This window comes from Sporolactobacillus pectinivorans (genome assembly GCF_002802965.1).
GTDB classification, from domain to species: domain Bacteria; phylum Bacillota; class Bacilli; order Bacillales; family Sporolactobacillaceae; genus Sporolactobacillus; species Sporolactobacillus pectinivorans.
On the sequence record NZ_NXGA01000001.1, the window covers coordinates 923,454 to 942,035 of the forward strand.

Annotated in this window: 17 protein-coding genes; all 17 read left to right on the plus strand. The window is 42.3% G+C overall.

Annotation, left to right across the window (positions count from 1 at the left end; translation table 11 throughout):
• The first annotated feature begins 1 nt into the window (after position 1).
• Positions 2 to 910 (plus strand): ABC transporter permease, encoded by a 909-nt coding sequence (locus COP04_RS04605; protein WP_100486910.1) that lies wholly within the window; start codon positions 2 to 4, stop codon positions 908 to 910.
• Complete coding sequence (locus tag COP04_RS04610; protein ID WP_100486911.1) at positions 903 to 1,469, plus strand: cysteine hydrolase family protein; 567 nt, start codon at positions 903 to 905, stop codon at positions 1,467 to 1,469. The genes COP04_RS04605 and COP04_RS04610 overlap by 8 nt, the downstream gene beginning before the upstream one ends.
• Positions 1,469 to 2,413 (plus strand): carbohydrate kinase family protein, encoded by a 945-nt coding sequence (locus COP04_RS04615; RefSeq protein WP_100486912.1) that lies wholly within the window; start codon positions 1,469 to 1,471, stop codon positions 2,411 to 2,413. Before COP04_RS04610 ends, COP04_RS04615 begins: the two co-directional genes overlap by 1 nt.
• Before the next feature lie 16 nt (positions 2,414 to 2,429).
• The gene (locus tag COP04_RS04620) at positions 2,430 to 3,185 is read left to right on the plus strand and encodes a nucleoside phosphorylase (protein ID WP_100486913.1); all 756 of its coding nucleotides are present in this window, start codon (positions 2,430 to 2,432) and stop codon (positions 3,183 to 3,185) included.
• A complete protein-coding gene (locus tag COP04_RS04625; RefSeq protein ID WP_100486914.1) occupies positions 3,182 to 4,339 on the plus strand; it encodes an iron-containing alcohol dehydrogenase in 1,158 nt (385 codons plus the stop codon). The genes COP04_RS04620 and COP04_RS04625 overlap by 4 nt, the downstream gene beginning before the upstream one ends.
• Positions 4,336 to 5,055 carry a tryptophan synthase subunit alpha gene (locus COP04_RS04630; RefSeq protein ID WP_100486915.1) on the plus strand — a complete coding sequence of 240 codons (720 nt, stop codon included), beginning with the start codon at positions 4,336 to 4,338 and terminating at the stop codon, positions 5,053 to 5,055. The genes COP04_RS04625 and COP04_RS04630 overlap by 4 nt, the downstream gene beginning before the upstream one ends.
• Before the next feature lie 121 nt (positions 5,056 to 5,176).
• A complete protein-coding gene (locus COP04_RS04635) occupies positions 5,177 to 6,043 on the plus strand; it encodes a MoaF C-terminal domain-containing protein (RefSeq protein WP_100486916.1) in 867 nt (288 codons plus the stop codon).
• Positions 6,044 to 6,196: 153 nt separating this feature from the next.
• Positions 6,197 to 6,499 carry a hypothetical protein gene (locus tag COP04_RS19875; RefSeq protein ID WP_100486917.1) on the plus strand — a complete coding sequence of 101 codons (303 nt, stop codon included), beginning with the start codon at positions 6,197 to 6,199 and terminating at the stop codon, positions 6,497 to 6,499.
• Positions 6,500 to 6,799: 300 nt separating this feature from the next.
• Positions 6,800 to 8,080, plus strand: coding sequence for an aspartate aminotransferase family protein (locus tag COP04_RS04645; RefSeq protein WP_100486918.1), 1,281 nt, complete (start codon positions 6,800 to 6,802; stop codon positions 8,078 to 8,080).
• 15 nt (positions 8,081 to 8,095) lie between these two features.
• Positions 8,096 to 9,073, plus strand: a complete 978-nt coding sequence (locus COP04_RS04650) for a C-terminal binding protein (protein ID WP_100486919.1) — start codon at positions 8,096 to 8,098, stop codon at positions 9,071 to 9,073.
• A 461-nt stretch (positions 9,074 to 9,534) separates the two neighbouring features.
• On the plus strand, positions 9,535 to 9,753 hold the full coding sequence (locus tag COP04_RS04655; protein ID WP_100486920.1) for a hypothetical protein: 219 nt from the start codon (positions 9,535 to 9,537) through the stop codon (positions 9,751 to 9,753).
• Positions 9,750 to 12,083, plus strand: coding sequence for a cyclic di-GMP-binding domain-containing protein, MshE-related (locus COP04_RS04660; protein ID WP_239984763.1), 2,334 nt, complete (start codon positions 9,750 to 9,752; stop codon positions 12,081 to 12,083). The genes COP04_RS04655 and COP04_RS04660 overlap by 4 nt, the downstream gene beginning before the upstream one ends.
• A gap of 18 nt (positions 12,084 to 12,101) precedes the next feature.
• Complete coding sequence (locus tag COP04_RS04665; RefSeq protein ID WP_100486921.1) at positions 12,102 to 13,250, plus strand: glycosyltransferase; 1,149 nt, start codon at positions 12,102 to 12,104, stop codon at positions 13,248 to 13,250.
• Entirely contained in the window at positions 13,237 to 14,841 is a 1,605-nt protein-coding gene (locus COP04_RS04670) for a glycosyltransferase family 39 protein (protein ID WP_100486922.1), read from the plus strand. The genes COP04_RS04665 and COP04_RS04670 overlap by 14 nt, the downstream gene beginning before the upstream one ends.
• Positions 14,842 to 15,089: 248 nt before the next feature.
• Positions 15,090 to 16,709 carry a hypothetical protein gene (locus COP04_RS04675; RefSeq protein ID WP_100486923.1) on the plus strand — a complete coding sequence of 540 codons (1,620 nt, stop codon included), beginning with the start codon at positions 15,090 to 15,092 and terminating at the stop codon, positions 16,707 to 16,709.
• Positions 16,710 to 16,959: 250 nt separating this feature from the next.
• A complete protein-coding gene (locus COP04_RS04680) occupies positions 16,960 to 17,604 on the plus strand; it encodes an ABC transporter permease (RefSeq protein ID WP_100486924.1) in 645 nt (214 codons plus the stop codon).
• 18 nt (positions 17,605 to 17,622) lie between these two features.
• Entirely contained in the window at positions 17,623 to 18,564 is a 942-nt protein-coding gene (locus tag COP04_RS04685; RefSeq protein WP_239984764.1) for an ABC transporter substrate-binding protein, read from the plus strand.
• Positions 18,565 to 18,582 lie beyond the last annotated feature (18 nt).

Below are 18,582 nucleotides of genomic sequence, written 5' to 3' on the forward strand. Positions count from 1 at the left end.
GATGATAAGCACCATTCTTTTTGATACGATCCTGTACAGTACGCCCATCATATTGTGCGTCATTGGCGGAAATTTTGCTTATAAGGCAAACGTACTTAATATTGCTTTGGAAGGCATGATGCTGTCGGGCGCTTTCTTCTCTATGTTCATCGTTTATTTCACCGGGAATATACCGCTTGCTATAATTGGCGCACTGATTTCGGGTTTGCTCCTGGGTCTATTATTTTCCTTTCTAGGTATCACTTGTAAAGGAAATGTGATTGTCATCGGTCTAGGCATTAACATGATGGTTTCGGGTATTGCGGCCTTTGTTCTGCGGCTTATGAATAGTTCCAATATCTATGTGAAAACCATCAATGTATCCATTTTCAAAGTGAACATTCCTTTGATCGACAACATGCCGTTTATCGGGAAAATCATCAGCGGGCATACCGTGATTACTTATATCTCCTTTCTTTTAATCTTCGTCGCATGGCTGCTCATGTACCGAACGAAATTGGGCATCTATGTGAGGACTGTTGGTGAGGATGAAGATGCAGCTAAGAGTGTCGGAATCAATACAGATTTCTATAAATACATGGCGGTGTTGATTGGCGCACTCTTTTCGGCTCTGGCCGGTGTCAATCTTTCAATGGAAAACTTAATGCTATTTACAAACAATATGACAGCTGGAAGAGGCTTCATAGCGATTGCTGCTATCTATTGCGGACAAGGAAAACCAGTGACATCATCGTTGTTTGCCCTTGTATTTGGTCTGGCATGGGCCTTGTCGGTTGACCTGAGCACATATGCAGGGTCAGCTTCCGGTCTGTTCAATATCGTACCTTATATTTTGATGACCGTGGTTCTTGCAGTTGTCTCTATTTATCGATACAAAAACAATAAAATGAGGGGATATAAACTTGAATAATTCGGCTTTAATTGTCGTCGACATGGTATATGATTTTACCAATCCCAGGGGGCTGGTTTACTATCCGCAAAACAAACTCATTTTACCGAAAATCAAACAAGTAATCGATCATTGCAGGAATAAAGATATGCTGATTATTTTTTTGCAGCACTGCTATAGAAAAGGAAAATTCGATAAAAATCTAGTTGATATGCGCCCCAATTGTATTGAAGGGAGCGGAGGTGAAAAGATTGATCCGCTGCTGGAAGTCGACGAAAAAAAGGATTATGTGATCAAAAAAAGGCGTTATAGTGGTTTTTTTGGAACAGATTTGGATCTTGTACTGAGGGAAAACAATATTGTAAACACAGTGATTGTTGGAACAAAAACAAATTGCTGTATACGGGCGACAGTAACCGATGCTTATTATTTAGACTACAAGCCAGTTGTTATCCGTGAATGTGTGGCTACAAATTCAGACATCGTAAATGAAGTCCATCTAACCGATATTGAAAAATATTTCGGGGAAGTTATATCGATGAAGGAGTTCTTCGACAGGCTGGAAAAAGGTGATTTGTAATGGGTTATGATGTCTTGACAACAGGTTATGTCAGTATGGACAGGATTTTAAAAATCCAAAGTCCGGCAAAAGTAGGCTTTACTTCAATAATTAGTAATAAAGATAACTCAAAAATTAATTATGGTGGATGCTCAATTAATATATCGGTTGCGTTATGCAAACTGGGTAAGAATGCTTTACCTATCATCCGCGTGGGAGAAGACTACGAGGAAATCGGTTTTAAGGATTTTCTTATTGATCATCATGTGCCCTTAAATGGTCTGACAAAAATTGATAACGAATACACATCCTGTTCCTATTTAGTGGAAGACAAAGAAGGAAACCATATGACGCTATTCTATCCGGGAGCTATGGACAAAAAATACTGCAGGGATCCAAACGACAGTCTTTTTGCAGGCACCAGACTAGCTGTTATCACGGTGGGTCCCTATGATGATAATTTGGCCTTCTTTGAAAAATGCAAGAAATACCGAATTCCTTTAGTTTTTAGTATGAAATTGGACTTTGATGCGTTTCCCAAGGAATTTTTGTGGGACTTGCTATGCTATTCAACCATCATTTTCTCTAACGAAGCAGAAAGAAAAGCAATCGAAGAAATTTTTAAAATGGATATCACCGGATTTTTTAAAGAAGGACATGCGAATATCATTGTTACAACCTGCGGCAAAGACGGAAGTGTCTGGTATACAAAAGAAGGCGAAACATTGACTAAAGGTCTTGTTTCTGCTTATCAATGTAAAAAGATTATTGACACGACAGGGTCTGGAGATGCCTATTTGTCGGGCTTTATCTATGGCTATTTAGAAAATAAAAGGGTCAATGAATGTGCAGAACTTGGTGCAACGCTGGCTTCTTTTGTACTGGAATCTGAAGGATGCTGTACCAATCTACCGGACGGCGGCAAACTGATCATGCGTTATGAAAAATACGGTCATTCTTTATAGGGAGGAGGATTAATTTATGGAAACGTTATATATGAAACTCTCGAAAGGGAGCATCGCGCCAAATGTTATTTTATCGGGAGATCCCTGGAGGGTAGAAGTATTAAAGAAATATTTAAGTAAACCCAAAAAAGTGGGGTTTTTCAGGGAGTTTAACACATACACAGGTTCTTATCAGGGGGTTCCGATAACAGTTACATCTACTGGTATTGGAGCACCATCAGCAGCCATAGCCATGGAAGAACTCTATCAGGCGGGTATGAAGGTTGCCGTGCGTATGGGAACCATGATGACTCTGAACAGCGACATGCTTGGAGATTTCATCATTCCCTCGGCTTGTATGAGGGGAGAGAGTACAAGCAGTACATACGTTGAACGGTCTTATCCGGCTGTCGCCGATTTTGCTTTGGTGAATTGCATGAATGAAGCAGTGACATTTTTTAAAGCAAGCTATCATAACGGGATTACCTGCTCAATGGATGGGTTCTATTCAAAAATGCATGAATCCAGGCTTTCTAAAGAACTCGATTTTGATATAATGACTAATTTTGAAAAATTGAAGAGTTATCACGCGTTAGGTGTGGATATGGAATCTTCATGCATTCTCACATTAGGTAATTTGATGGGTATCAAGAGTTGCGTATTAACCGTTGCCACTGTATCGGAAAATCTGAATGAGAAGCTTCAGAGCAATGAAAGAGTAGAAGCAGAAGATCTATTATGCCGGGTCGCCTTACAGGGTATCTACATTCAGGAGGGGAGAAATAAAAAATGATGCGACCAATGAAACTGGCGGGTAATGAATTGATGTTCGGGGCAGGCAGCCTCGAGTATATACACAAAATACCTGAGAAACGGGTGTTTATCGTCATAGGTGGTTCCAGCATGGAGCGTAATGGGGTCCTGAATAAGGTGGAGAATCTTTTCCGGGACAATGGTGCTGAGGTTGCTCTATTTAAAGGAGTTAAATCAGATCCGCAATTTTCAATCGTGTGGGAAGGCGTGGAAAAAATAAAACAATTCAAACCGGATCTGATTGTCGGACTGGGCGGAGGATCTGTGATGGATGCGGCCAAGGCCATGTGGATCTATTATGAGCATCCTGAAATGACGACACTTGAAGCGCTGTTAAATGCAAAGTCATTTCCTAAATTACGGAAAAAAGCCAGATACCTTTGCATTCCGACAACGAGCGGGTCGGCTAGTGAAGTTTCAAGATCAATTGTCATCAGTGATGATGAGAAGGATCTGAAACATGGATTGGGAAATATGGAAATGATGCCTGACATAGCCATCTGCGATCCTGCAGTGGCGCTTTCGATGCCGCCGCATATTACCGCTGAAACGGGCATGGATGCGCTGACACACTCCATTGAATCCTTAGTTTCCAACAGAGCAAATTATCTTTCTGATATGCTGGCGACAAAAGCTGCATGTGATATTGCTGTCTACTTGCCTGAAGCCTATGCAAATGGGAAAAATCTCGATGCACGGGACCATATGATGATGGCCTCCATGATGGCCGGTCTGGCTTTTACGAATGTTTCATTAGGCATTGTCCACTCTATGGCTCATACAATTGGAGGATTTTATCATGTGAGCCACGGTCTGGCTGATGCGATTATACTGCCGTACATTATCAGGTACAACAGCCAGGTGCCCTATGCGAATAAAATTTATAAGGAGCTGGGCAAAAAACTGGGCAATGAAAATCTGGCTGAACTCGTCGATCATCTGAATGAACGCTTGGGCATACAGAAAATTTTAAAAGAAGTCATTCCGGACGAAGCGGATTTTAAGAATAATTTGAACAGAATGGCGGAGATTGCAAAGAAAGACGGATGCACAAAAACGAATCCGATTATTCCTGAGGTATCGGGTTTTGCCGATTTGTTCATGGAATGCTATTACGGAGGGGAAAATCTATGAAACTGATCTGTTATTTGTCAAATGGATATCCCACCCTTAATGCAAGTAAAATGATGGCGGAGAATTATGTTAATGCCGGATGTGATGTGATTGAAATTGATTTTCCAAGCCATGATCCATTTCTAGAAAATGAATTTATTGCCGACCGAATGAAAATAGCATTGGAGAACTGTGATGATTACGATGCTTATATGCGGGAAATGATAGAGATTAAGAACGGGCTTCCTCAGACAAAATTTATATTGATGGTTTATGAAAATACTATTTTGGAGATAGGATCGGATAAGTTTATACGTTTCTGTTTAAAAAATGGTTTTGCCGATATTATTTTGGTAGGTATAAAGGAAGATAAAATAAAATCCGAACTCATTCGAAATAACCTGAGAGTCAGTTGCTATGTTCAATATCAATTGTTAGATGAGGAAGTAGAGCAGGCAAAAAATTCTAATGGCTTCGTCTATTTACAGGCGAAGCCAACTCAGGGAATCATCAATCAGAGATTCCCGTTGCTGAAAAATTGTATTGATTTTTTGAGGGATCAAGGTATTGATCGCCCTATATATTGCGGGGTTGGTATTCGCACTCCTGAAGATATACTAATGGTTAAAGAATCCGGGGCAAATGGTGTATTCGTTGGAAGTGCTATTTTAAAGCTGCATGAAAATCTGCCCATGCTGGTGAAAACGATTAAGGAATATAAAGCTGCGTGTGATTAAGATTTTTCAAAATTGTTGGTGCTGGTTCCCGACTAAAGAGGCACTTGGCAAGGATTCCTGATAGATTCCTCCTGAGTGCGTGATTGACTTTAGTAAATCATCGATCTGGAGGGACATAATTATGGGAAGAGAAGGACACAAGAACAGATTTATCAGTGAAGGTGAAGTACCAATGGGTATGAGTGACAATATCATTTCAACCGTTAACTACCTTGCTCATAAAAAATTTTGCCTTTTTGAGGAAAATGGTAATGTTGTAGATTTGGATTTTTTGGGTCCGGAAGCACTCAGGTATACTGAATCCGGTTCTGTAGATAAGCATGCACCGTTCAGTGTCGTCTGTGGCTATCGTGCCTATTCTCCTCGTGAGCATATCTATTTTCTGGATTTAGTCGTTTCGCACGGAAGCACGAAATCAGTGTCTGTAATATTGGATACAGTTGATAGCATTGCAACGATCATTACTGCTGTTTTGCCGACAGCGGAGAAAATGAGCATTCCATTAATCGACCGTGCAAAGTACAATTTGCCTTTAACAGCAGTCAACCTGGAAATCCGACATGCGAAAATCAATGCACCTTTTTCTCCAGCCACGAAAAGGCATATGGAGACCAGTGATCTAATCGGGAAACGGATCTTGTTTTCTTACAGTGCTTCTGGAAGCTACGAACACATCTATCTCAACCGGGACTTTTACTGCTGGCATTGTATTGAAGGAAGTGCGAAAGGGCTATCTGATACAGATCGATGCTATTATTTGAAAATTGCGGAATACCTGTATTGTTTTATCTGGATAGAGAAAATCATTCCCACACTGGGTGTTGTTTTGGAAGACTTAGATGTTATGCGCACCTATGGGAAACTTTATGGATATGACAGTTATGAAACGGGGGAAGTTTCAAATTTTGCAATTGGCTCCTACGCCGCTTTTTTAAATCAGACGGAATATCCAGAAAGTAAATCAATTTTTGGAACCAACGCGTTTTAAGATCATATGTGTCTTAAAACGCGTTGGTTATATAATATCTTCGCCCCTTTGCTCAATATGGACAGTCATGTCAAATTAACGGGTATCAACTGGATCGCCATTGGGCTTTTTTATCTTACTTATAAAACTAACAACCTTAAAAAACAAAGGTAAGTGGCGAGGTTCAGTTTCTACAATAAATTCAGCTGGCGTTTCAGGATCGTTGCGGGAATCATTTCCCTGGGCGGTGATATGGCCTTTCAATATGGCCATCTTTGGAATAATGATCTTCCAGTTGTGTCGATATCTTCTGATGAAACCGGTTTCATCATGACTTCCAACGACAAGCAACCCACCATGATTCGGGCTTATGGCCTAACGAGTGATGCGCTCATTTTTGATGATCTGATCAATTACGGTATTGAAATCCATTCATCAATGCTTTTTTTACTCACTTCAATACAGATTGGTTCATGATTTTTCATCTCCTCATATCTCCATTTTATATTTAAATTATCCAAATTTGGGCTGGATTTTAAGTCCAACAAATTCCCACTCCAAACGAAAAATTTTTAGCCTCAGCTTATACTAAATGCTCATTCAAACGGACCAAACTTTTTTGAAGGGAAAAATTTAGTCTCTAAATTAGAGTTGAGTCCGTGTCCAATTTTCATGAATCAACCCCAGAATGGTGGCATATTCTCATAGTTGCCAAATACCTTTATATAAGACGGCTTGCGTCAGGTGCATCGTTCGTCATCAATTGGGGGAATAGGCGTGAAATTTGAGGATTATCAGCCCTATTTAAGTCCGGCTTTGACGAAAGCGACGGATTTAATTGTGGAAAGCGGCCAAGGATGCTATCTGACAGATAACCATGGTGATCGGTATCTGGATTTTGTTCAGGGTATTGCGGTCAATGCGCTTGGACACTGTCATCCGAAGATTGTCGAAGCTATCACGGAGCAGGCGAAGCAGTTAATCAATGCCTCGTTTAATTTAGTCAGTTACCCGGCGACATTGAAATTCGCAAAACGCCTGGCTGAAGAAACACCTGGGCGGCTGAATTCTGTGTTCTTTTCCAATGGCGGTGCCGAAGCGGTGGACGGTGCCTTGAAACTGGCTAAAGTCTATACCCAAAGGCCGGCAATTATTGCTTTTAAGGGTTCCTTTCATGGGCGGACGTTCGGTGCCATGTCGGTGACCGGTTCGAATGCCAAATACCGGAAGTACTACGAGCCGCTGGTTGGTTCTGTTTATTTTACCGCGTACCCTTCCAAAGATTTGTGCCCGGAAGGATTCGACGAGGCGCAGCGGACGGCGTTCTGCCTGCACGAACTGGATCATCTTTTCGACTATCTCATTGCTCCGGATCAGGTGGCGGCAATCATTATGGAGCCGGTTCAGGGTGAGGGCGGCTATGTTGTTCCGGCGAAGGCCTTCGTTCAAAAGATTCGGGATCGATGTGATCAACACGGTATTTTATTGATTATGGATGAGATTCAGTCCGGTTACGGACGAACAGGTAAAATGTTTGCCAGCGAGCATTTTGACGTTGTGCCGGATATTCTTACGGTTGGCAAAGCGATCGCCGGCGGCTTGCCGATGAGTGCGGTGGTTTCCACGCCGGAGATTATGGCCGAATGGCATCCGGGAATGCACGGAACGACATTTGGCGGCCATCCTATTTGTGCGGCAGCTGCTTTGGCGGTTTTAGATGAATTCAAACAGTCGCATTTACTGGATCACGTGAATGAGATGGGCGCGTATTTAAAAGATCAATTAAAAGGGCTTCAAAATAAATATAGCTGTATTTCCGATGTTCGAGGACTTGGATTAATGCTGGCGATTGAATTTTCACATCCGGATGGCACCCCGGGGGGAGAAATTTTGTCAAAAGTCAGAGAAGGCTGCCTGAAAGATAAGTTGCTGACGCTGTCCTGCGGTGTGCACGATAACGGCATGCGGTTTGCGACACCACTCAATGTGAAGAAAGAAGAGATTGATCAGGGGATTGCTATTATTGACAAAGTCATAAACCAAGTACAGAGAGATTAGGAAGGGAATGATGTTATGGTCAAGAAGAGAATCCTCTATTATAACATCGACGACAGCCTGGATTATGAGCGCGTGCTGCTCACTGAATGGGGCATTCAGAATATCGAATTGGTTGAAGTTAGGGATGATGGTCAGAAACCTTTTGTCGACCATGCCCGGGATGCAGATGGCGTTGTCGTTGAGTATCAGCAAATGACGCGGAAAGTCATCGAGCGATTGCCGAAACTGAAGATTATCGCACTTCAGGCGATCGGCGTAGATAATGTGGATGTCGCAGCGGCAACCGAGCAGGGTGTGTGTGTAACCAATTGTCCCGGTTTCTGTTCGGAAGAGGTGGCTCTGCATACGATCGGAATGATCATTGACCTGACACGGAAGATTACTTTTCTTGACCGCTCCGTACGACAGGGGAAATGGGACCCGTTATACGGTTATAAAACCCATCGCCTGGCTGGGAAGACAGTCGGACTCTATTTTTTCGGCAGTATTCCACAAGCAATGATGCCGATGCTGCGGGCGTTAAAGGTTAAAGTTCTCGCGTACGCGCCGACTAAAACGGAGGCTTTTTTGAAGAGATACGGTGCTGAAAAAGCGGAGACCTTCGAAAAACTGCTGACGAAATCAGATATTCTTTCACTGCATTGTCCGCTCATGGATACAACCATGCATCTCATTTCAGAGAGAGAATTAAAGCTGATGAAAAAAAGCGCCTTTCTAATTAATACCGCGCGCGGCAAGGTCGTCGATGAAAAGTCACTCGTGAAAGCTTTAAAAACAGGCGAAATTAAAGCTGCGGCTGTCGATGTCATTGAAGATGAAATAACCGAAAAAAGCGACTTATTTACCCTCGAAAACACTATTATTACGCCTCACTCGGCTTTTGTCTCTGAAGACTCCTTCTACAATGCTAGAAAAATGACGTTGGAACAATTGATACAGCGATTGAGCAAAAATCAGAAACCCTCGCATTTAGTTAATCCGAGTGTTATCTAAACAAATGGCTTCGGACGCGAGAGAACAGGGGGAAGGAAATATTCTACGAGAATGAGAGCTTCTCCTCAAAGCGTGCTGACAGTGTGATGATTCTATTTGCTTAGCTTCTACCATTCTTGGCAGTCTACGATCATCTTTTCAGAATTTTGCGAAGGAAGAAAGACTGAGCTGGTTAGACAAATAGTGACAACTATTTCTTATATTAAATTTTAACCACAAAAATGTCATGCTGATTTCATAAAATTGACAAATGTATATTTTTTACTTATTCTGTTTAAAAGGAAATGATGATACTTGTCCGTTGAACGTGGGTGCCCCAGGACAAGAGGAGTTACTGGCACAACCGGCCTTTTTCATGGCTTTTACCATGGAAAGGGTCTTTTTCTTTCTCGGTATGAAACGTTAGTCGTGTTGTGATTCAGAAGTGAAAGTTTTTCAGTTTTCAAAGGGAGGATAAAAAATTGAAACAGTGGATTCATTTTCGAAAGAAACGATCTGAACTCGCTAATTTGAGCAAAAGGGAAGCAGATTTGGATCTGCAGCTTCTGGAAACCAAAAACAGAATAGAGAAGTTGAGCCGAGTCGAGCAGGAAACGGTTAACAACCTGATCAAAAATGAAAAACGTTTGGTTGAAATTGAACAACAGTTGAAGACTTTCATTTTGGGAGTCAAATCATGAGAATCATCAATCCATTCTATTTGCAGCGTATCAATCATGAAGGCGAACCGGACACATTTGACTATAACGTTTCGTTAAAGGAAAAAGAGCTGCAGCGACTTAATGAACAAATAAATCAAAGTAGGGAAAGAACGAAGAAACGGATTAAAGAGTCCAAAGAAAAAATTGCCGAGATGTATATTCGAATTGAAAAGTTGCTCCGGAATAATGAGCAATCGCAACCATTGGATGAGGCTCTAACCCATGGTGAACAGGCAAACCATGCATTTGGCAGCCTGAGAATCGGAGAACGTTTGCTGATACGAGGCGCTATCACCGCCGAACAATTGAATCAGGCGCTTGAAGATCAAAGCAGACACGGGGGAAGAATCGGGGATACACTTGTGCATCTGGGGTATGTCACGCGCGATCAGGTAGAGCAGATCCTTGATCAGTCATTTCGAAGGCTCCTTCTTGGTGAACAATTAGTTCAATCAGGGGATCTGAGGCGAGAAGAGCTGCAGAAAGCTCTGCGCTATCAGGAGAAGATCGGCGGCGATATTGGTGAAATCCTGCTTTCCATGAATTTGATCACTCAGAACCAGCTTTATGGGGCGTTGGCTGTGCAGAATCAGGTGGGACGGCTGATTTCTTACAATAAATATGACGCTGAAAAAAATAAAATACCTAAAGGACTGGCCAGTCAGTATCATGCAATCGTGATTAGCCGGTCAGTCGAAAGGTGTGTCATCGCGGTTGAAACGCTGCTGAATAGCAAGCAGCTCTCGACGCTTTCTAAACAGCTGGATGTGCCGGTGACACAAGTTTTAGCTTCCCCTTGGGAAATGGAAGATATGTGGGGGGATATTTACAAGAAAGAATTTTTGAATGAAAGTACTGATAAGTTGAAAAATGAGCAGCCGGAAAACTCAGCAAGCGAGACTTTTACGCTCTCTCAGATTGTCTGCATGATCATTCTTAGCATTATGATTGCCGCCTCGCTTCTCTGGAATTGGTTTTATACACTGGTTATCATCAATATTATCATCCAGCTGGTTTATTTTGGGATGTCTATAACCAAGTTTGTGCTTATCCTATACGGTACGAGAGAAACCGCTCAGTTAAGGATCACGGACGAAGAGATTGCTGCGATTAATGAACGAGATTTACCGATGTACACGATTTTAGTGCCCATGTATAAAGAAAGCAATGTCATACCGAAACTGGTGACTAATTTGAGTCAACTGGATTATCCGAAAAACAAATTGGATATCCGCCTGCTTATTGAGCAAGATGATGTGGAAGCGCAGCAAGTCATTCAATCTATGAATCTCCCGCTCTATTTTCAGACTATTGTTGTTCCTGATGGTCAGCCGAAAACAAAACCGAAAGCTTGCAATTATGGTTTGATTCGCGCGCGCGGCGATTATATTGTCATCTACGATGCTGAAGATCAGCCCGATCGTGATCAGTTAAAGAAAGTTTTTCTCGCCTTTCAGAAAAGCCCGGAGAGTACAGCCTGCATTCAGGCCAAACTGAACTATTTTAACAGTGATCAGAATTTATTAACACGCTTTTTTACACAGGAATATAGTAATTGGTTTGAGCTCATGCTTCCCGGTGTCATGCAAATCAACGTTCCAATACCTTTAGGTGGGACATCAAACCATTTTAAAACAGATGTGTTGAAAAAGCTGGGTGCATGGGATCCGTACAATGTCACCGAAGATGCCGATTTGGGCATTCGCTTGTATAAACAGAAATATACAACGAAGGTGGTGGATTCGCGAACGCTTGAAGAAGCAAACAGCCGCTCCCGGAACTGGATCAGGCAGCGTTCCAGGTGGATTAAGGGTTATATGCAGACTTGGCTGGTTCATATGCGCCATCCTCTGAGGCTGCGCAAAGAACTTGGATTCAAGGGCTTTTGGGGGGCCCAGTTCATGCTTCTCTCGTCCCCTTTGCTTCCGATGCTGAATCCGATTTTCTGGTCATTGCTCGTTCTCTGGTATGCGACACACGCGGGCTGGATTCATGATTTCTTTCCCGGAGCAATCTATTATCTTGCAGCCGTTCAACTGATTATCGGGAACTTTCTGTTTATTTACACAAATATGGCAGGCACTTACTGGGTTGTTCATGATCTGTATCGCAAGAAAGAAACCTGGCTTTCTTATGGATTAGTAAAATACGCGCTTTTCACGCCCATCTACTGGGTGATGATGAGCATTGCTTCACTGAAGGCTCTCTGGCAGCTCATTAGAAAACCATTCTATTGGGAAAAGACGGTTCACGGCTTCGATACGCAAAGCCACTCCACTCCATCATCCGGTGAAAAAATACAGGTTTAGGAAGAGGAAGGTGAAAGTATGGATATCAGTGTCATTATTCCGACATTTAATGAGGGAGACAATGTCCATCTGATCGCTGAACGGTTGAAGAAAGTACTCTTACCCTTAAATAGACCCTTTGAAATCCTGTTTATGGATGACAGCATAGATGATACACCAGATCGGCTGAATGAATTGGCCAAACGCAATCCATTTGTTCATTATATTCATCGAACGAGCGAACGCGGTTTGGCCAAGGCTGTTGTTGAGGGGCTGCATCACGCGAATGGAAAAATATTGGTTGTTATGGATGCCGATCTCCAGCATCCGCCGGAAAGCATCCCGGAAATGGTGAAGAAAATTGAAGAGGGCTATCAGATGGTCATCCCATCCCGCTTCGTCAAGGGTGGCAGTGATGGAGGATTGAACAGTTATCGTAAATTTGTTTCATGGACAGCGAGAATCATAGCTAGACTGACTCTTAAGAGGCTGAGAAAGATCACCGATCCGACAAGCGGTTTCTTCGCTGTCCGTAAAGAGGCTATTGTCGGAAAAGAATTTCAACCGATTGGCTGGAAAATCCTCTTGGAAATCATTGTCCGTGCAAATATAGATCGAATCGCGGAAATACCCTACCAGTTTCATGCGCGGGATCTGGGCAGTTCAAAAATGAGTGCGGTTGAACAGCTGAGGTATCTTATTCATCTTGCCAAGCTAGTGCTGGCAAGTGAAGAAGATCGGCGGTTTTATTTATTCAGCGCTGTGGGCTTGAGTGGCGTTGTCGTCAATCTTGCCTTCTATAAACTGTTTCTTATGTCAAACTTATCAGTCATTGTGGCTTTTTTACTTTCATCCGGAATCAGTATCTTCACAAATTTTCTTCTGAATAACTCATTTACCTGGAAGATGGAAGGATCGGGCGGCTGGTTTTCCTGGGGAACCCGTTTACTGAAGTATGTTATTGTTGCTTCAGGAGGGCTTTGCGTCTCCGGTGCAATAGTGTCTTTTTTTCATTATTTTATCAACCTTCCGGCGATGATCAGCGGAATAATCGGTATCGTGGCCGGCATTGTCTGGAACTTCTTCCTGAACGACAAATGGACATTCTCGACAAGTAAAAAGTACATGCTCCCAGAAGTCAAATCACTTACAGAGCGGGATACGGTGATACACGATGTCGAAAAATAACCGCCTGGCTGTTTGGGTGCTTGGCATTCTGGTGCTTTTCAGTGAATTGCTGTTTGGTATCTGGATGGCGCATTGGAATCATTTTGTCCCTGGAGATGCAGTCAGCAGAGTTGCCAATGCCTACTATGTTCTATTCAGCCGTCAACCGCACTTAGCGGCGATTGGTTTTGTCTGGAATCCTTTGCCTAGTCTGCTGATGATTCCAATTCTGCTTGCCAAGCCTTGGTTTCCTGAATTGGCGTCAGAGGGCATCGCTGGAATTATCCTGACCTCATTGTTTGCATCGGGAACCGCTATGCTCCTGTTCAGAAGCTTTCTCAGAAGGGGGACTCCGCTGCTTTTCAGTACCGCTCTTGTGATCCTGTTCTCTTTTAATCCTTTTATTTTTTACTATGGATCAAATGGCATGAGTGAAATGATTTTTATCTTCTTTTTGGTCTGCTGCGTGACGGCATTCCTCGACTGGCTGGATTCAAAAAGTGCGATTTCAATGATTTTAATCGGATTTTCTTTGGCGCTTGCCTTCTTTACCCGATATGAGACAATATTTTTCGGGCTTGCACTTGCCGCATCCCTGATGCTTATTGTTTGGAGACGGCGCCCGAAAAACGATCAGCCGACATATGGAATTACGGCCACCTATCAGAAATTGGAAGCGAGTGAACTTATAGCCTTGCTTCCTGTTATTTATGCCGTACTGATCTGGGCTCTATTGAACTGGTCCATTATGGGTGACGGCCTGTACTTCTTGCGTTCCAATTATTCGAATCTAGCTCAGTCTGAAGGGCTGAGTAAAAATCCGCTTATTGCTCCTGTGATAGGAAATCTGGGTAATTCCTTGCTGTTTGTGGCAGAAAGAAGTGTCCCCTTTCTTATTCCGTTAGCGTCCATTATCGTTATGCGGTTGATGAGAAAAAAACTTTTACGTGTGGATTTTGTCTGTTTGTTGCTGTTCGTTTTTTCCATTCCACTCATGCAGCTTATCATGCTTTATAAGGGTTCTTCATATGGCTGGCTCAGATTCTTTTCCTACCCATTGCCGCTTGTATTCGCGTGGCTGCCCTATGAGCTGCAGAAGCAGAAAGAAAGGGGGCGTCAGTTTTACATGATCGGGGGCTGCATGACACTCATCTTTTTAGGGGGGGCTGCCTATGTGACCGGCTATTTCATGAATAACAGCAGACTGGCCCCTGAAGAACACGAGGCCATTCATTATAGGCAAAGTACTACTTTTGCGAGTAATCGGCTATCGATGAATGTTGCAAATGAATTGGATCAGCGGTTGATGAGCGATCCTAAAGCATCTATTTTAATGGATTCTTTTAATGCTTTTCAAATTATTCTGGATATGAAACGATCGAATCAGCTGATTATTACAAGCGATCTCGATTTTAAAAAGGCGTTGAATAATCCTGTTGGAAGGAAGATCAGTTATATTCTTGTGCCTCGCCCGGTTGGTGTGGCATCACTGAACGCAGTAAACGAACGCTATCATGACTTCTTCAGCAGGGGGGCTCCATTTGCGAAACTGGAGAAACAATATGGAAATGATTGGCGGCTTTACCGGGTGGTTGATCCAGCGAAGAGGTAGATGCATTGCCGAGGACGCCCGATGTAAGTGAACTGTTGATCAGATAAATGGAAATTTTTGAAAGACGTTATCGAACTATCTCTTGTATGAAATAATGGCCAGAGACGGTCTCTTACCAGTGGTGTATGAGGCGTTTTTGACGAAGTCGCCTAGAATTTTTTCTTAATGACAAATGGATATTTTCAATAGACGAGAAGAATGTTGTGAAGGATAGTTTTGAGTACTATAAGAGAATACGGTGATGAACGATGTCAAAAAGTGAACGGTTTACAACCTGGATTTTAGCCGCTCTGACCTTAGTTGCAGAGTTGATATTTGGTATCTGGATGGCACATTGGAATCATTTCATTCCGAATGATTCATTAAGTCGTGTTGCAAATGCGTACTATGTCCTTTTTAGTCGGGATCGGAGCTTGTCTGCCATTGGTTTTATTTGGAATCCACTACCAAGCCTTCTTATAATGCCGATTCTGCTGTTTAAGCCCCTTTTGCCTGAACTGGCCTATGAAGGGATAGCAAGCGTGATACTTACAGCTATATTCGCGTCGGCTACAGTTTTTATACTGATACGAAATTTTATCAGATGGACACATTCGCTTGTAATCAGTACTGTCATCATTCTATTGTTCATTTTTAACCCTTTTATCTTTCTGTATGGATCAAACGGAATGAGTGAAATGATCTTCATCTATTTCATTGTTGCGTGTGTTATCGGCTTGATTCAAAGCATGGATGATCAGGGAACAATATCGATGGTCATGATCGGATTTTGTTTAGCGCTCGGCTTTTTAACACGGTATGAATCTGTTGCATTTGGTTTTTTCTTAGCACTCAGTTTTGCAATCAATATACTAGCAAGCAGAAGGACTTCACAAGGCTTTAAACTTTCATATAAAGAAACTTATCAAAAGTTGGAAGCCAGCGAATTAATCTTATTAACGCCAGCTATTTACACTGGACTGATATGGATCTTCCTTAACTTCACTATAATGGGGAATCCACTCTACTTTTTAAACTCAAGTTATTCTAATCTTGCACAGTCAGAGGGATTAAAAAATAGCGCGACGGTTAGTGGAATAATTGGTCATTTGCCTGCTGTACTGTTATTTGTTCTGGAAAGAAGCGCGTGCTTTTTAGTCCCCTTAGTTGCCATTATCATGATACGTATTATCCGCAGAGATCTGTTTAAGACGGATTTTTTAGTGCTCCTGTTACTTATACTATCCATACCTTTGATGCAAATTTACATGCTTTATAAGGGAGCTTCTTTTGGATGGCTTCGATTTTTTGTCTACCCGTTGCCAATCATTTTCGCATGGCTTCCCTACGAACTTAAGCGTTTAAAAAATAGTGGGAAATATATTCGTTTTGTGGGTTATTTTGCGATTATTCTCTGCTTGATTGCCAGCAGTATTTCAACTTTTATTGTGATGCACAATGGAAGAATGGCCCCTGATGAATATCAGGCCATTCATTACAAGGATAGTGAAGCCGTACAACTGTCCCGGATCTCGTTAAAAATTGCGCGTGATATTGATCGAAGGGTTCAAAAAAACAGGAGTGCGAAGTTTCTGATGGATTCCTTTAGTTCAAATAGAGTGATTCTTACTACGAGATACCCGCAAAATATCGTGATCACAAGTGACAGAGATTTTAAAAACAGTCTGAAAGATCCTGTGAAATATAATATTAATTATCTGCTCGTTCCCTCAACAGGTCAGGCATCAAAGTATGGACTGGATGCGATTAATCAACAGTATCCGCATCTCTATCAGAGCGGAGCAAAGTTTGCGAAATTAGATAAAGATTATGGTGACGGTTGGCGGCTATATAAAATAATTAGCACAAATAAAAAGAGCAATAAATGATGAACAGTCAGTGACTTTTTAAACCGCAAAAACAGAAGATTTCTGAGAATAAACTCAGAGCCGGGAAACGTTACAGATTCCCAGTTTAAAGGCTTCTACCCAAGGAAGGGCGGAGTCTTTTTTTGTTGTACCTGGTATATCTCATAACTTAGTAGACAGAATGCGCCTGATTGGACAGAAAAAATTATGTCATGTACACTTTTACATGTGACTAGGGAAATCCGTTACTGAGAAGGAAGGCTGTCCGTTATTGAACTTGCTATTCAGCGCTCTGCACTACATCCAGAATAATCGTCAGGCGTTTGATCAGGCGCTGATCACTCATCTGGAATTAAGCGGTCTGGCCCTTCTCATCGGGTTCTGCATCAGTGTGCCGTTAGGCATTATATCCGCAAAATATGCCAGGCTTTCGGCAATTGTGATGAGCGTGATTAATGGTTTGAGAGTGATACCGAGTCTCGCAATCCTTGTCTTGATCATGCCCGTTCTTGGGACGGGATTTATGCCTGCACTCGTCGCTTTAACGATTCTATCCTGCCCGCCCATCCTCATTAACACGTTTCTTGGCATTCAGCGTGTGGACCGCCAAGTCATTGAGTCGGCAGAGGGAATGGGCATGAATCGTCGCTGGATTTTGGGGAAGATTGAACTTCCTCTGGCTCTTCCACTGATCATTTCGGGCGTACGGACCGCGGCAGTCGAAGTCATTTCCAGTGCAACACTGGCTGCCTTTATTGGAGGCGGCGGGCTGGGTACATTCATTATCAACGGACTCGGATTGTATAATTTTGCATTACTGCTTGTAGGGGCCGTTCCGGTGGCCCTTTTGGCGATTTGTTCCGAACTTTGTTTCAGCATCATCGAACGCTGGGTTACTAAATATCGCAACGTTTAAAACTATGGAGGTGCGCGTGTGGGACGATCAAAAAATGCTTATATTTTTGGCTTTGGCGCTATTGTAGTTGTTGTTATCATCGTTATTCTTAGTATTTCGCTTTTTTCAAAAGGGAACGGAAGTTCAAACGGATCTTCAGGAAAAAATGAGACAGTAACGATTGGATCAAAGAACTTTACAGAAAGCCTGATTCTAGGCGAAATGTATTCCGATGCATTGGAAAATGCAGGTTATAAAGTGAACAGAAAATTGAATTTGGGCGGGACACTTATTGCCCACGAAGCGTTGGTCAAGGGCCAAATTGATATGTATCCGGAATACACCGGTACGGGTTTGATGGATATCTTGAAACAAAAGGAAATGACCAATGCGAATGCCGTTTATAACGATGTTGCAAAGGCGTATAAAAAGAAGTGGAACTTGATTTGGTTGAAACCGACTCAAGCGAATGATTCACAGGGTTTGGCAGTGACAAAAAAGATCTCGGACAAATATAACATTCATACCTTTTCCGATCTGGCTAAAGAAGCCCCAAACATCAGATTTGCCGCGACTCCGGAATTTAATGACCGCGCGGATGGTCTGAAAGGATTGAAAAAAGCGTACGGAGGATTTAACTTTAAAAGCAACCAACTCTTTGATTATGGAATCAAATACAACGTTCTGCTTCAGGGCAAGGAGGACGCAACAGTTGCTTTCACAACGGATGGACAATTAACAAATAAGAATCTGGTTTTGCTGAAGGACGACAAGCATTTTTATCCTCCCTATTATGTTTGTCCGGTAATCAGGGAGAGCGTGATCAAGCATGATCCAAAGATTGTAAAAGTGCTCAATGAAGTTTCATCGAAACTGGACAGTAAAGTGATGCAGGAACTTAATGCAAAAGTAGACATACAGAAGCAGAGCTATCAGACTGTGGCCAAAGATTTTTTGATTAAAGAAGGTATCATTAAATAACTGCAGAGATTGAAAAGA